Origin of the sequence: Pusillimonas sp. SM2304 (assembly GCF_031628915.1) — a bacterium.
Classification (GTDB): domain Bacteria; phylum Pseudomonadota; class Gammaproteobacteria; order Burkholderiales; family Burkholderiaceae_B; genus Pusillimonas_C.
The window spans coordinates 955,088-968,399 of the sequence record NZ_JAVLUJ010000003.1 but is presented as its reverse complement, the minus strand read 5'-3'; the positions used below and the strand labels follow the sequence as shown (position 1 = coordinate 968,399).

Annotated in this window: 8 protein-coding genes, 2 tRNA genes, 3 rRNA genes and 1 pseudogene; 10 read left to right on the top strand and 4 right to left on the bottom strand. The window is 56.0% G+C overall.

Annotated features, from left to right (window positions below; genetic code table 11):
• The first annotated feature begins 71 nt into the window (after nucleotides 1–71).
• Both RE432_RS19450 and msrA read left to right on the top strand, forming a co-directional pair.
• On the top strand, nucleotides 72–428 hold the full coding sequence (locus tag RE432_RS19450) for a c-type cytochrome (RefSeq protein WP_310935166.1): 357 nt from the start codon (nucleotides 72–74) through the stop codon (nucleotides 426–428).
• 2 nt (nucleotides 429–430) lie between these two features.
• Nucleotides 431–958 carry a peptide-methionine (S)-S-oxide reductase MsrA gene (gene msrA, locus RE432_RS19445; protein ID WP_310935165.1) on the top strand — a complete coding sequence of 176 codons (528 nt, stop codon included), beginning with the start codon at nucleotides 431–433 and terminating at the stop codon, nucleotides 956–958.
• Between the two features lie 63 nt (nucleotides 959–1,021).
• Here msrA and RE432_RS19440 read toward each other — a convergent pair whose 3' ends face one another.
• Together RE432_RS19440 and hppD are read right to left on the bottom strand one after the other, a co-directional pair.
• A complete protein-coding gene (locus RE432_RS19440; RefSeq protein ID WP_310935164.1) occupies nucleotides 1,022–1,945 on the bottom strand; it encodes a nucleoside recognition domain-containing protein in 924 nt (307 codons plus the stop codon).
• A gap of 121 nt (nucleotides 1,946–2,066) precedes the next feature.
• On the bottom strand, nucleotides 2,067–3,179 hold the full coding sequence (hppD, locus tag RE432_RS19435; protein WP_310935163.1) for a 4-hydroxyphenylpyruvate dioxygenase: 1,113 nt from the start codon (nucleotides 3,177–3,179) through the stop codon (nucleotides 2,067–2,069).
• A 235-nt stretch (nucleotides 3,180–3,414) separates the two neighbouring features.
• On the opposite strand from hppD, the gene RE432_RS19430 reads away from it, so the two are divergent.
• Nucleotides 3,415–3,891, top strand: coding sequence for an Lrp/AsnC family transcriptional regulator (locus RE432_RS19430; protein WP_310935162.1), 477 nt, complete (start codon nucleotides 3,415–3,417; stop codon nucleotides 3,889–3,891).
• A gap of 101 nt (nucleotides 3,892–3,992) precedes the next feature.
• Here the strand turns inward: RE432_RS19430 and RE432_RS19650 are convergent.
• A pseudogene (locus RE432_RS19650) lies at nucleotides 3,993–4,457 on the bottom strand (DUF2169 domain-containing protein); the annotation flags it as partial.
• A gap of 749 nt (nucleotides 4,458–5,206) precedes the next feature.
• Here RE432_RS19650 and RE432_RS19425 point away from each other — a divergent pair.
• The 6 genes from RE432_RS19425 (at nucleotide 5,207) to RE432_RS19400 (ending at nucleotide 11,345) form a co-directional block, all read left to right on the top strand.
• Nucleotides 5,207–6,745: ribosomal RNA gene (locus RE432_RS19425) — 16S ribosomal RNA — on the top strand.
• Between the two features lie 116 nt (nucleotides 6,746–6,861).
• A tRNA-Ile gene (locus RE432_RS19420) sits at nucleotides 6,862–6,938 on the top strand.
• Nucleotides 6,939–6,955: 17 nt separating this feature from the next.
• Nucleotides 6,956–7,031 (top strand) — tRNA-Ala (locus RE432_RS19415).
• 369 nt (nucleotides 7,032–7,400) lie between these two features.
• A 23S ribosomal RNA gene (locus RE432_RS19410) occupies nucleotides 7,401–10,289 on the top strand.
• A 265-nt stretch (nucleotides 10,290–10,554) separates the two neighbouring features.
• Nucleotides 10,555–10,667, top strand: a 5S ribosomal RNA gene (rrf, locus tag RE432_RS19405).
• Together the 16S, 23S and 5S rRNA genes with 2 tRNA genes alongside form the textbook arrangement of a ribosomal RNA operon.
• Nucleotides 10,668–10,979: 312 nt before the next feature.
• A complete protein-coding gene (locus tag RE432_RS19400) occupies nucleotides 10,980–11,345 on the top strand; it encodes a hypothetical protein (protein WP_310935161.1) in 366 nt (121 codons plus the stop codon).
• A 176-nt stretch (nucleotides 11,346–11,521) separates the two neighbouring features.
• Here RE432_RS19400 and RE432_RS19395 read toward each other — a convergent pair whose 3' ends face one another.
• Nucleotides 11,522–11,794 (bottom strand): SWIB/MDM2 domain-containing protein, encoded by a 273-nt coding sequence (locus tag RE432_RS19395; protein ID WP_165029625.1) that lies wholly within the window; start codon nucleotides 11,792–11,794, stop codon nucleotides 11,522–11,524.
• A 316-nt stretch (nucleotides 11,795–12,110) separates the two neighbouring features.
• Between RE432_RS19395 and RE432_RS19390 the strand changes: the two genes are divergently transcribed.
• Complete coding sequence (locus RE432_RS19390; RefSeq protein ID WP_310935160.1) at nucleotides 12,111–13,310, top strand: M20 aminoacylase family protein; 1,200 nt, start codon at nucleotides 12,111–12,113, stop codon at nucleotides 13,308–13,310.
• Nucleotides 13,311–13,312 lie beyond the last annotated feature (2 nt).

Sequence of the window (13,312 nt, the reverse complement as noted above, 5' to 3'; positions counted from 1 at the left end):
ATACCGCGATAAGTTTACCTACAAGTCATCGCGCAAGCGGGCTTTTTCCATCAGGCAGTCAGGTGTGGTTTATGGTTTCACGGTTTCTCTCGATATTATTGTGCACGCTGTGCATTGGGTTGACGTCTGTCGCGGCGGCGCAAACGACGGGCCTGAATCTTGCTCAGTCCAAAAACTGTATGTCCTGTCATCGCGTGGACAGGAAAGTAGTGGGGCCGTCCCTGACGGTGATCGCTGAACGCTTTGCCGGACAAGAGGGCGCCCAGGATTACCTGGCCCAGGCCATACGACATGGCGGGCGCGGGCGTTGGGGGCCGGTCCCCATGCCGGCCCAGCCGCAGGTCGGCCCCGCTGACGCCCGCTTGCTGGCAGCATGGATACTTTCACTTGCCGACGGGAAGGCGCCGGCGCTCGAACCAAAGGAATAGTCATGACTGAAACGGCAGTGCTGGGCGGCGGTTGTTTTTGGTGCACCGAATCGGTGTTTCTGGCGCTGCGAGGCGTGCTTGGCGTTACGCCCGGCTATAGCGGGGGGCATGTACAGCACCCCAGCTACGAGCAGGTGTGCACCAAGACAACCGGCCACATCGAGGTCGTGCGTGTGGTGTTCGATCCGGAAATCATTGATTTCGAAACGGTCTTGCGCGTGTTTTTTTCCACGCACGATCCCAGCACATTGGACAGGCAGGGCGGTGATGTGGGGCCCCAGTATGCCTCCGCGATTTTTTATCAGTCGCCGGCCCAAAAAGAAACCGCCCGGAAAATCATGCTTGAAGTCCAGGATGAAATCGGCGAACCCGTGGTCACGCGCCTGCTGGAGGCCCAGACCTTCTGGCCCGCCGAAAGCTACCATCACAACTATTACGCGCGTAATCCCGGCCAAGGGTACTGCCAGGTGGTCATTTCACCCAAGCTGGCCAAGTTCAGAAAGCGCTATACCGCGCTTTTATCGAGCTGACGCGCTGCGGCCAAGGCGCCGGGGCTGGGCGCAGGCGCAAGCCCACGCTGTGCGCCTGCGCGGCTATATGTGCTGCTGGCTGATTTCATCGCCGCGCCAGCGTCCTCGCGCCGTCAGTCTGGCCAGCGCCGCAACAATAGCCAGCGTCAACAGCACCCGGCCAACCAGCACCACCCAGATATCCGCACCCAAGGCCAGCATCAGCAGCGTGTCCTCTATCAGCGAGTGCGACAGCGATAGCCACGATAAGGCCAGGAAGCGGGTTCGCGGCGAAAAATTCTGCTTCTTCGCCTCTTCGATGATCAGCGCGCCGCCATAGGTCAGGCCCAGCAACACGCCCACCGTGGTCACGGGCGCCACTTCCGGGGCCAGGCCGGACATTCTGAGCAAGGGCATCGTGGCCGCCGTAATGCGCCGCGTGATGCCCAGCTTGTCCATGGCGTCGAGCAGCAGCACAAGGACGATGATGACGGCCAGGGTCAGGGCCAGCGAGAACGCGGTGGACAGGACCCAGGCCAGCCAGCCCGAGTCGGCCTGGCTGGCCAGAACCGAGGAACCGCGCAGCCATTCGAACGACATGGGCTCGGACAGCGTGCCGGTCAGGTGGCAGATCCAGGAGACGGCCGCGCCATAGAAGAGGGCGGCGCCAATGCGCAGGGCAGCCGTCGTGCTGAATGCCGCGCCGGCTCGCCGGACAATGGCTTGTTCGACCGGAATGGCATGCGAAAACAGCATCATGGCGCAGAGCGCGCTGACTTGCGCCGCCGTCAAGTCCAGCGACGGCGACAGGCCGCTCAGCGAAGCAATGCCCCCATAGATGCCGGTCAGTACCGTGGCTGCCCAGATGATGCCGGCTTCCGGCGGCAGGTGCATCAGCGCCATGGCCGGCGCAATGGCGCGGCCCACCATATCGACCAGACCCAGTTCCTGCCCCAGCTGCACCGCGACCAGGACGGGAAGCATGACCTTGGCGACGGTCAAGAACATCCGCCAACTGCGTGATAGCAGTGCAATGAAATACGCCAGCATTCCCCGATCCCTTCTGAAATGAATGAAGGGATTGTATCGGTTTGCCGGCGCTGTGTTGCGCAGCCGCCGGCTTGCCGGTTTATTCGGCGGTCTTCAACACCCCGCGGCGCATCTGGTCAAGCTCGATCGATTCGAACAGGGCCTTGAAGTTGCCTTCTCCGAAGCCGTCGTTGCCCTTGCGCTGGATGATCTCAAAGAAGATGGGGCCAATCTGGTTTTCAGTGAATATCTGCAGCAGCAAGCCGCCTTCCGGGGCGCCGTCGAGCAATATCTTGTTCTTGCGCAAGCGGTCGGTATCTTCGCCATGGTCGGGCAAGCGCCGGTCCAGCAATTCGTAATAGGTGTCGGGCGTGTCCAGGAACTGCAGGCCGCCTGCTTTCAGTTGTTCGATGGTCGCGTAGATGTCCTGGGATGCCAGCGCGATATGCTGGATGCCTTCGCCGCGATACAGGTCCAGGTATTCCTGGATCTGGCCTTTTTCTTCCGTGCCCTCTTCATTGATCGGGATGCGGATATTTCCGCAAGGCGATGTCATGGCCTTGGACTTGACGCCCGTGACTTTGCCTTCGATGTCGAAGTAGCGTATCTCGCGGAAGTTGAACAGCCGCTCGTAGAACTCGGCCCATTCATCCATCCGCCCCTTGTGCACGTTGTGCGTCAGGTGGTCCACCAACGTCAGGCCCGCGCCCACATGATTGCGGTCGATCTGCGCAGTATCGGGATTGATGGGCTCGAAGTCGACGTCGTAAATACTGATGTCGCCGATGCCGCCGTGCCCGTTCTTCCCTTGCCAGCGATCGACCAGGTAGATAAGAGAATCCCCGATGCCCTTGATGGCGGGAATGTTCAGTTCCATGGGGCCGCTGCCGGAATCAAAACCCCAGGCGCCCAGTTCCAGGGCGCGTTGGTATGCCTGGCCGGCGTCGTCCACCCTGAAGGCAATGGCACAGATCGATGGACCGTGCAGCCGTGCAAAGCGCTGGGCGAATGAGTCGGGTTCGGCATTGATCAGGAAGTTGATGCCGCCCTGACGATAGAGGGTCACATTTTTTTTGCGGTGGCGTGCAATAGCCTTGAAGCCCAGCGTCTCGAAAACCTTGCCCAGTGCTACCGGATCGGGCGCCGTGTATTCAATGAACTCGAAGCCCGCAGTACCCATGGGGTTATCCCATCGCTCAATATCGTTGCTCATGATGAGTCTCCAGAATGTTGGTGTCGTCAGAGCAGGGCGGGCAAGGCCGGCTGCGGCAATGATGGGCCGCCATAGGCAGCCGCCGTCCTGTTTGCCCGTTTTGCCCACAAGGCAAGAATACCCCTGCAAATACAAAATTCTAAGAAAAAATGCAGGGCAGGGGATTGCTAACATCGCTTGCAAAAATTGATTTACCGCAATTTAATGCTGCTTGTAATGGATACTGGGGTTTTATATGGCTCAAAACAACTTGGACAGGATAGATCGTCAAATATTGATCGAATTGCAGCGTGATGGGCGCCTGAGCAATCAGGATCTGGCCGACAGGGTTGCGCTCTCGCCCAGCCCCTGTCTTAGAAGGGTGCGCCGGCTGGAAGAAGAGGGCTATATAGAACGCTATGCCGCCTTGGTGAATCCCGAAAAGGTCGGCTTGAAGCTGCTGGCCTACGTAACGATCCGGCTCAACAAGGTGTTTCGCGCCAGCCATTCCCCCGTTTCCGACTTTGCCCGAGATGTGCAGGACTGGCCGGAGGTTGTAGAGTGCTACGCCATGTCGGGCGATATGGACTACCTATTGCGTGTGCAGGTAGAAGACTTGACCCAGTTTTCCCGTTTCGCCATGGACAAGCTGATGCATCACCCCGCCGTGGTCGACATGCGATCCAGCTTTACCTTGCAGCGTATTAAAGAAACCACCGAGCTGCTGGTATAGGGAAGCTGGGCGTTGCCCCGGCGTTGACGTCTATGGTTAGCTTCTGTAGTCAGCCTCTATGGGTGCCTCTATGGGCGGGTGGTTAGTTCTATGGTTAGTGACTAGTGTCTGTAGCTGGTATCTCTAGTACAGAAGCCCGACTGCATACAGAGGACTGACTGCATATAGAAGCCTGCCTGTATATAGAAACCTGCCTGTATATAGAAACCTGCCTGTATATAGAAACCTGCCTGTGTATAGAAGCCAGGCTTCCTATAAGAATCCTGGCTTCCTATGTAAGCATGACCGCATATAGAAAACCTACTTGCATATAGAAAAGCATATAGACGCCCGACCACACCAGTTCCATCGCACCCTTTTTGCCCTGCCGCCGCCTCGCCCGCCCGTCTTTTGGCGTATCCCGCTCTTGCTGGGAGCGGTTTCACCCGTCTCTGGGCGCTTTTCTCGAGCTGGTCCACGCGCACCCTGATGGCAACGCGCCCCGGCTCGGCGGCATCGTGCGACCAAGCCTTGCCCGACACCAGGAACTCGGCGCAGGGTTTGGGCACGCCCAGGTCCAGCACCGGCTGAGGGGTTTTTCCCCGTTTTGGCCGGTTCTGGCGTGCCCGATCCGGTTTATGTCACTTTTATTTAAAATATATTTCGATGCCATTTCAACGGCTTAGGCGCATGGGGGCCGGCGGCGGTGGTGTTGGGCGGGATTTCGGTTTGCACGGGCGTAAAAAGCTATGCTATAGTTCTGTTCTTTCGCAGCACGCACATCAGGGTTTACCCGGATGCGCAAGCCGCGCAAGACCTTGATAACACATGGGTTTTGCGGTGGCGGCGGCGATCGGTTGTGCGGCCTTCGGGCCCACAGCGCAGAACGCAAATGTGGTATAGTTTCAGGCTTGCCAGATTTGATCGGATTGCGTAGCAGGTTTGTTGAGCGGTGGAGCAAAGCGGTTTGAGGCGATAGGCCCGACACACTTTCCCCCGAGTTGACAAACGAAAAAAACTGCTTCATAATCTCGTTTCTGTGCTGCTGACACAGCGGCCCGGTTCACCGGGTGGTTGGGGCGGCAAGCGATAGGCAATACAGCAGTAGGCAGTACACGCTCTTTAACAATTTAACAGCCGATAAGTGTGGGCGCTTGGAATGAGTGCGCAAACCTTCTCACGAGGGTTCGCCAAATTTATATCAAGTGCTCGCACATTTGAAGAAGTAAGGTTTGAAGTAATTTGAACCGATCTTTTTCTTTGAGCGAAACGCGACGTATGACCTGCTGGTTCCTTTGGGGACCGGTTTGGAAATTACGATTTTTATACAGAGATTAAACTGAAGAGTTTGATCCTGGCTCAGATTGAACGCTAGCGGGATGCTTTACACATGCAAGTCGAACGGCAGCGCGAGGAAAGCTTGCTTTTCTTGGCGGCGAGTGGCGAACGGGTGAGTAATATATCGGAACGTGCCCAGTAGCGGGGGATAACTACGCGAAAGCGTGGCTAATACCGCATACGCCCTACGGGGGAAAGGGGGGGATCTTCGGACCTCTCACTATTGGAGCGGCCGATATCAGATTAGCTAGTTGGTGGGGTAAAGGCCTACCAAGGCAACGATCTGTAGCTGGTTTGAGAGGACGACCAGCCACACTGGGACTGAGACACGGCCCAGACTCCTACGGGAGGCAGCAGTGGGGAATTTTGGACAATGGGGGCAACCCTGATCCAGCCATCCCGCGTGTGCGATGAAGGCCTTCGGGTTGTAAAGCACTTTTGGCAGGGAAGAAACGGCGCTGGTTAACACCTGGCGCAACTGACGGTACCTGCAGAATAAGCACCGGCTAACTACGTGCCAGCAGCCGCGGTAATACGTAGGGTGCAAGCGTTAATCGGAATTACTGGGCGTAAAGCGTGCGCAGGCGGTTCGGAAAGAAAGATGTGAAATCCCAGGGCTTAACCTTGGAACTGCATTTTTAACTGCCGGGCTAGAGTATGTCAGAGGGGGGTAGAATTCCACGTGTAGCAGTGAAATGCGTAGAGATGTGGAGGAATACCGATGGCGAAGGCAGCCCCCTGGGATAATACTGACGCTCATGCACGAAAGCGTGGGGAGCAAACAGGATTAGATACCCTGGTAGTCCACGCCCTAAACGATGTCAACTAGCTGTTGGGGCCTTCGGGCCTTAGTAGCGCAGCTAACGCGTGAAGTTGACCGCCTGGGGAGTACGGTCGCAAGATTAAAACTCAAAGGAATTGACGGGGACCCGCACAAGCGGTGGATGATGTGGATTAATTCGATGCAACGCGAAAAACCTTACCTACCCTTGACATGTCTGGAAGCTTCGAGAGATTGAAGTGTGCTCGCAAGAGAACCGGAACACAGGTGCTGCATGGCTGTCGTCAGCTCGTGTCGTGAGATGTTGGGTTAAGTCCCGCAACGAGCGCAACCCTTGTCATTAGTTGCTACGAAAGGGCACTCTAATGAGACTGCCGGTGACAAACCGGAGGAAGGTGGGGATGACGTCAAGTCCTCATGGCCCTTATGGGTAGGGCTTCACACGTCATACAATGGTCGGGACAGAGGGTCGCCAACCCGCAAGGGGGAGCCAATCCCAGAAACCCGATCGTAGTCCGGATTGGAGTCTGCAACTCGACTCCATGAAGTCGGAATCGCTAGTAATCGCGGATCAGCATGTCGCGGTGAATACGTTCCCGGGTCTTGTACACACCGCCCGTCACACCATGGGAGTGGGTTTTACCAGAAGTAGTTAGCCTAACCGCAAGGAGGGCGATTACCACGGTAGGATTCATGACTGGGGTGAAGTCGTAACAAGGTAGCCGTATCGGAAGGTGCGGCTGGATCACCTCCTTTCAGAGCGACGCGCACGAAGCGAAAGCGTCCACACTTATTGGCTGTTGAATGTAGAAAGAGTAAGCCACGACAAGGTTACGCCGGTTGGCCCGTTACAGGGGCGGCCAGCGCATACTGGGTCAGTAGCTCAGTCGGTTAGAGCACCGTCTTGATAAGGCGGGGGTCGTTGGTTCGATTCCAACTTGACCCACCAGTACGATTTATCGGTGCGGGGGATTAGCTCAGCTGGGAGAGCACCTGCTTTGCAAGCAGGGGGTCGTCGGTTCGATCCCGTCATCCTCCACCACACACAAATAAAGCGTGTGGACGATCGTTGATATCGCGTGAGGGTGGTGGCGCAGGCTGGCAAGGCGAAGGGGTTAACGAAGAGGGTTTGGTTCTGTGGTATCGGGTCCAAGCACTGCTCGTTAAGTCTTTACAGGCTTGATGGTTTTACTCGTTCTTTAACAATCTGGAAGAAGCACAACGAAGTAATTATGGTGTGGATCATTGTCTGTATGGAAATGATCCCACGTAAGTACGGGTTGTGATTGCATTAAAACAATTTTGTTCAAATAGTTCTCAAAAATACTTGTTCGAAAGGGCAAGGCCTTTGAAAATGATGAACGGCACAAACACGCATACTCAAGTGTTTCTATAACCTGTAAAGTTATAGGATCAAGCGACTAAGTGCACATGGTGGATGCCTTGGCGATCACAGGCGATGAAGGACGTGGTAGCCTGCGAAAAGCTGCGGGGAGTCGGCAAACAGACTTTGATCCGCAGATGTCCGAATGGGGAAACCCACTGCAGCAATGCAGTATTCCTGGCTGAATACATAGGCCAGTGAAAGCGAACCGGGTGAACTGAAACATCTCAGTAACTCGAGGAAAAGAAATCAACCGAGATTCCGAAAGTAGCGGCGAGCGAAATCGGAGCAGCCTTGACGTTTTAGCATATTGAATAGTCGAACGGAATGGAAAGTCCGGCCGTAGCAGGTGATAGCCCTGTAGACGAAATTCAGTGTGTGGAACTAGGCGTCAGACAAGTAGGGCGGGACACGTGAAATCCTGTCTGAAGATGGGGGGACCATCCTCCAAGGCTAAATACTCGTGATCGACCGATAGTGAACCAGTACCGTGAGGGAAAGGCGAAAAGAACCCCGGAAGGGGAGTGAAATAGATCCTGAAACCGTGTGCATACAAACAGTAGGAGCCTCCTTGTGGGGTGACTGCGTACCTTTTGTATAATGGGTCAGCGACTTACATTCAGTGGCAAGCTTAACCGAATAGGGAAGGCGTAGCGAAAGCGAGTCCGAATAGGGCGATTTTAGTCGCTGGGTGTAGACCCGAAACCAGGCGATCTATCCATGGCCAGGTTGAAGGCACGGTAACACGTGCTGGAGGACCGAACCCACTAATGTTGAAAAATTAGGGGATGAGCTGTGGATAGGGGTGAAAGGCTAAACAAGCCTGGAAATAGCTGGTTCTCTCCGAAAACTATTTAGGTAGTGCCTCACGTATTACTGCCGGGGGTAGAGCACTGTTATAGCTAGGGGGTCATGGCGACTTACCAACCTATGGCAAACTCCGAATACCGGCAAGTAGCAGCGTGGGAGACAGAGCACCGGGTGCTAACGTCCGGACTCAAGAGGGAAACAACCCAGACCGCCAGCTAAGGTCCCTAACTATGGCTAAGTGGGAAACGAAGTGGGAAGGCATAGACAGTCAGGAGGTTGGCTTAGAAGCAGCCATCCTTTAAAGAAAGCGTAATAGCTCACTGATCGAGTCGTCCTGCGCGGAAGATGTAACGGGGCTAAGCCATAGACCGAAGCTGCGGGTGTATATCTTAGATATACGCGGTAGGAGAGCGTTCTGTAAGCCTGTGAAGGTGTCTGGTGACGGATGCTGGAGGTATCAGAAGTGCGAATGCTGACATGAGTAGCGATAAAGGGGGTGAAAAGCCCCCTCGCCGTAAGTCCAAGGTTTCCTGCGCAACGTTCATCGGCGCAGGGTGAGTCGGCCCCTAAGGCGAGGCAGAGATGCGTAGCTGATGGGAAGCTGGTTAATATTCCAGCACCGTCGTGAAATGCGATGGGGGGACGGATTGCTGTAAAGTCATCGGGGTGTTGGATGTCCCCGTTGCTGCACTATAGAAGGCGCTTCAGGCAAATCCGGGCGCGTAATTCAAGGGTGTGGCTGAATAGGACCTCGGTCCTAAACTGATTGGAAGCAGTTCCAAGAAAAGCCTCTAAGCTTCAGTTTCACGAGACCGTACCGCAAACCGACACAGGTGGACGGGATGAATATTCCAAGGCGCTTGAGAGAACTCAGGAGAAGGAACTCGGCAAATTGATACCGTAACTTCGGGAGAAGGTATACCCTGGTAGTGTGATGGGCCTGCGCCCAGAGCATGAAGGGGTCACAGAGAATCGGTGGCTGCGACTGTTTATTAAAAACACAGCACTCTGCTAAGACGAAAGTCGACGTATAGGGTGTGACGCCTGCCCGGTGCCGGAAGGTTAAGTGATGGGGTGCAAGCTCTTGATCGAAGCCCCGGTAAACGGCGGCCGTAACTATAACGGTCCTAAGGTAGCGAAATTCCTTGTCGGGTAAGTTCCGACCTGCACGAATGGCGTAACGATGGCCACACTGTCTCCTCCTGAGACTCAGCGAAGTTGAAGTGTTTGTGATGATGCAATCTACCCGCGGCTAGACGGAAAGACCCCATGAACCTTTACTGTAGCTTTGCATTGGACTGTGAACCGGCCTGTGTAGGATAGGTGGGAGGCGTTGAACTCGAGTCGCCAGATTCGAGGGAGCCATCCTTGAAATACCACCCTGGTTTGTTTGCGGTTCTAACCTTGGCCCGTTATCCGGGTTGGGGACAGTGCATGGTGGGCAGTTTGACTGGGGCGGTCTCCTCCTAAAGTGTAACGGAGGAGTTCGAAGGTACGCTAGGTACGGTCGGAAATCGTGCTGATAGTGCAATGGCATAAGCGTGCTTGACTGTGAGACTGACAAGTCGAACAGGTGCGAAAGCAGGACATAGTGATCCGGTGGTTCTGAATGGAAGGGCCATCGCTCAACGGATAAAAGGTACTCTGGGGATAACAGGCTGATACCACCCAAGAGTTCATATCGACGGTGGTGTTTGGCACCTCGATGTCGGCTCATCTCATCCTGGGGCTGTAGCCGGTCCCAAGGGTATGGCTGTTCGCCATTTAAAGAGGTACGTGAGCTGGGTTTAAAACGTCGTGAGACAGTTTGGTCCCTATCTGCCGTGGGCGTTGGATACTTGACGGAGCCTGCTCCTAGTACGAGAGGACCGGAGTGGACGTACCGCTGGTGTATCGGTTGTCATGCCAATGGCATTGCCGAGTAGCTATGTACGGAAGAGATAACCGCTGAAGGCATCTAAGCGGGAAACTCGTCTGAAGATTAGGTATCCCGGGGGCTAGACCCCCCTAAAGGGTCGTTCGAGACCAGGACGTTGATAGGCTGGGTGTGGAAGCGCAGTAATGCGTGCAGCTAACCAGTACTAATTGCCCGTGCGGCTTGATCCTATAACCTTGCAGGTTGTACGTGTTCAAGTGCCGTTCAAACAAAACGAAAAGCCGCACTGTGAGTTGGCCAGTGCGCACAACAAGGCCAGGCGCTGCTTATTCTGAATAGATAAGCGCGCCCGGTACCCATCGCGGCCCGTACGCCACGAGACCAACACCATGATTACACCCCTGCGCCGGTGACAAGGCCAGGCGCGGTGCTTCTTCCCAGATTGGCTGTGTGCAGTCCCGTTTATCTCGGGCCTGGGCGCGGCAACCGGTTACGCTTGACGACCATAGCAAGGTGGTCCCACTCCTTCCCATCCCGAACAGGACCGTGAAACGCCTTTGCGCCGATGATAGTGGACGTACGTCTGTGAAAGTAGGTCATCGTCAGGCTCTTATTCAGTAAGAAAACCCCCCATCCCCAAACAGGATGGGGGGTTTTTGTTTGGGCGCCGCATAACGTGCAGCAGCAACCCCGCGCGCCGCACAACGCTCAGCGCAGCAACGCCTGCGCCGCCTGCCTGTCTTGACCCGCAAGCCGCCTGCTTGCCTTGCGCGGCTCCGCCGGAGGTGCCGCGCAAGTTAATCAGTACGCAACGCGTCGCCTGACCACCGAACAAGGCGGATCATAAGTCGAGTAAAATAACGGACATAACGGCTTTTAATCCCCACGCACTTTTTACGATTGTTTTTCGGAGGCTATCAATGACCCAGGCATACCCGCCAGAAGACGGCAAGGGCTTGTCGATGCGTAACCTGACGCATCTTATCTATGGTCTTTTTGCATTGGGCTTGCTCAGCGCCGGCTTTTTCGGTGTTGCAACCATTGCGGCCATTATATTGGCGTATTTGAAGCGCGGAGACGCCGCGGGGACGGTATATGCCAATCATTTCGACTGGGTCATCAAGACGTTTTGGTGGGGTCTGCTGTGGATCGTGCTTAGCGCGCTGGCGACCTTTATTTTCATCGGCTGGCTGACCGGGTTGATCGCCCTGGTCTGGATCGTGTACCGGGTTATCAAGGGCTGGCTTGCCTTGTTTTCAGGCCAGGCGCCTGTCGCCGAATTTTGAACCAGGATTTACCCGGTCTTATTGCGATATATTGATAAAAAAGCGCTGCCCAGGTCATTCTGGGCAGCGCTTTTTATTGTCTGATTCACCTTGAGGTGTGCCTGGCAATGTCGGGATAAGCCCGAACGCCATGACTGTGGAGCAGGCCGATGCCCGCCCGTTTGAAGGCGAAGGGCTTATTTCAGGTGGCCGCTGACGAGTTTGGTGAGTTCAAACATCGAGACCTGGTCTTTGCCGAACAAGGGGCGCAGTTTGTCGTCGGCATTGATGTTACGGCGATTCTTGGGGTCTTGCAGGTCGTGCTTCTTGATGTAGTCCCAGATTTTCTTGGTAACTTCGGTGCGTGGGACTGCCTCGGGACCGATAACGGCAGCTAAGGTAGCGCTAGGGGTAAGTGGCTTCATGAACGCCGCATTAGGCTTACGGGCGGGTTTCTCGGTTGTTGCCATAGAATAGGGCTCCTAACTGATGGTTGAAAAAGTCGATTCTACTGCAGCATAACGTGAGACTCCGGGAAAGACCAAGCAATTTGTGCATGCCGCCCTGCTGCCAGGCCATTTCCAGCGCCATAAACACGGCTGTTGTCCTGCCTGGGCAGTATAAATAGGGCGTTTGCCCTGGGGCGCGGACCTCCACAATATCGTCGCCCGCCGCGGCGTCGTCACAGGGCGGATCGTTGTCCGCATTGCCCGCTGCGCGGCTTATGATAATGTGGCATATTGTGCTGCAGATTTTATTTATCGTCCCGCCAGGAGCGCTTGCCCGATGTACGCCAGGAATGTGTTCGAAGCCATCAGTCTCTTTCATGACGAGTTGACGGCCTTGCGGCGCGATATCCATGCCCATCCCGAACTGGGGTTCCAGGAACAGCGCACCTCGGATCTCGTGGCCAATGCGCTGACCGCGCTGGGGTACACGGTGCATCGCGATATTGGCCGGACGGGTGTGGTGGGCGTGCTGGACGGCCGGAGCAATGCCAGCGGGCATACGATCGGGCTGCGTGCCGATATGGATGCGCTGCCCATACTGGAGCAAGGCAAGGTAGCGCATGCGTCCACTCGTGCGGGCGTCATGCATGCCTGCGGCCATGACGGGCATACGGCCATATTGCTGGGCGCGGCGCGCTATCTTGCGGAAACCCGCCGCTTCGACGGCCGGGTCGTCCTGATTTTCCAGCCGGCCGAAGAGGGGCTGGGCGGCGCCAAGGCCATGCTCGACGATGGTTTGTTCGATCGTTTTCCCTGTGATGCCATTTACGGCCTGCACAACTGGCCGGGCCTGCCGCCCGGCGTGATCGGGGTGAATCCCGGCCCCATGATGGCTGCCGCGGATCATTTCGATATTCATATTCAGGGGCGCGGGGGCCACGGGGCCCATGCTTATCAGACCAACGATCCGGTGGTGATCGCTGCTCAACTGATTACCGCCTTGCAGACGATTGTGTCCAGGAATGTGCCCGCGCCCGAGGCCGCCGTGATCACGGTGGCCGCTGTCAATGCGGGCAGCCTGCAGGCCATGAATGTGATTCCCCGCGATGCCTATATGACGGGTACCGTTCGTACATTCAGTCCCGTCGTGCAGGCGCAGATTGTGCAGCGCATGGAAGAAGTCGTCGCCGGCATTGCCGCCGCCTTCAAGGCCCATATCGAACTCAAATACCATCGTTTGTTTCCGGCCACGGTCAATACGCCGGAGCACGCCCATTTTGTGGCAGAGGTCGCCACAGAATTGTTCGGCGCCGACATGGTCGTTCCCAATCTGGTGCCATCCATGGGCTCCGAAGACTTTTCCTTTATGCTACAGCAGCGGCCCGGCGCCTACTTCCGCCTGGGTCAGGGCGGCGCCGAGTCGGGCTGCGTGCTGCATAGCGCCATGTTCGACTTCAATGATGCGGTCATCCCGGCGGGCAGTGCCATGTTCTGCCGCCTGGTCGAGCGCAGCATGCCGCTGGATGCCGATCTTTAACC

Bases quoted from the DNA above. Each gene is read 5' to 3' on its own strand.
- RE432_RS19450 (WP_310935166.1), top strand. From the start codon at position 72: ATGGTTTCACGGTTTCTCTCGATATTATTGTGCACGCTGTGCATTGGG.
- msrA (WP_310935165.1), top strand. From the start codon at position 431: ATGACTGAAACGGCAGTGCTGGGCGGCGGTTGTTTTTGGTGCACCGAA.
- RE432_RS19440 (WP_310935164.1), bottom strand. From the start codon at position 1,945: ATGTTCTTGACCGTCGCCAAGGTCATGCTTCCCGTCCTGGTCGCGGTG.
- hppD (WP_310935163.1), bottom strand. From the start codon at position 3,179: ATGAGCAACGATATTGAGCGATGGGATAACCCCATGGGTACTGCGGGC.
- RE432_RS19430 (WP_310935162.1), top strand. From the start codon at position 3,415: ATGGCTCAAAACAACTTGGACAGGATAGATCGTCAAATATTGATCGAA.
- RE432_RS19400 (WP_310935161.1), top strand. From the start codon at position 10,980: ATGACCCAGGCATACCCGCCAGAAGACGGCAAGGGCTTGTCGATGCGT.
- RE432_RS19395 (WP_165029625.1), bottom strand. From the start codon at position 11,794: ATGGCAACAACCGAGAAACCCGCCCGTAAGCCTAATGCGGCGTTCATG.
- RE432_RS19390 (WP_310935160.1), top strand. From the start codon at position 12,111: ATGTACGCCAGGAATGTGTTCGAAGCCATCAGTCTCTTTCATGACGAG.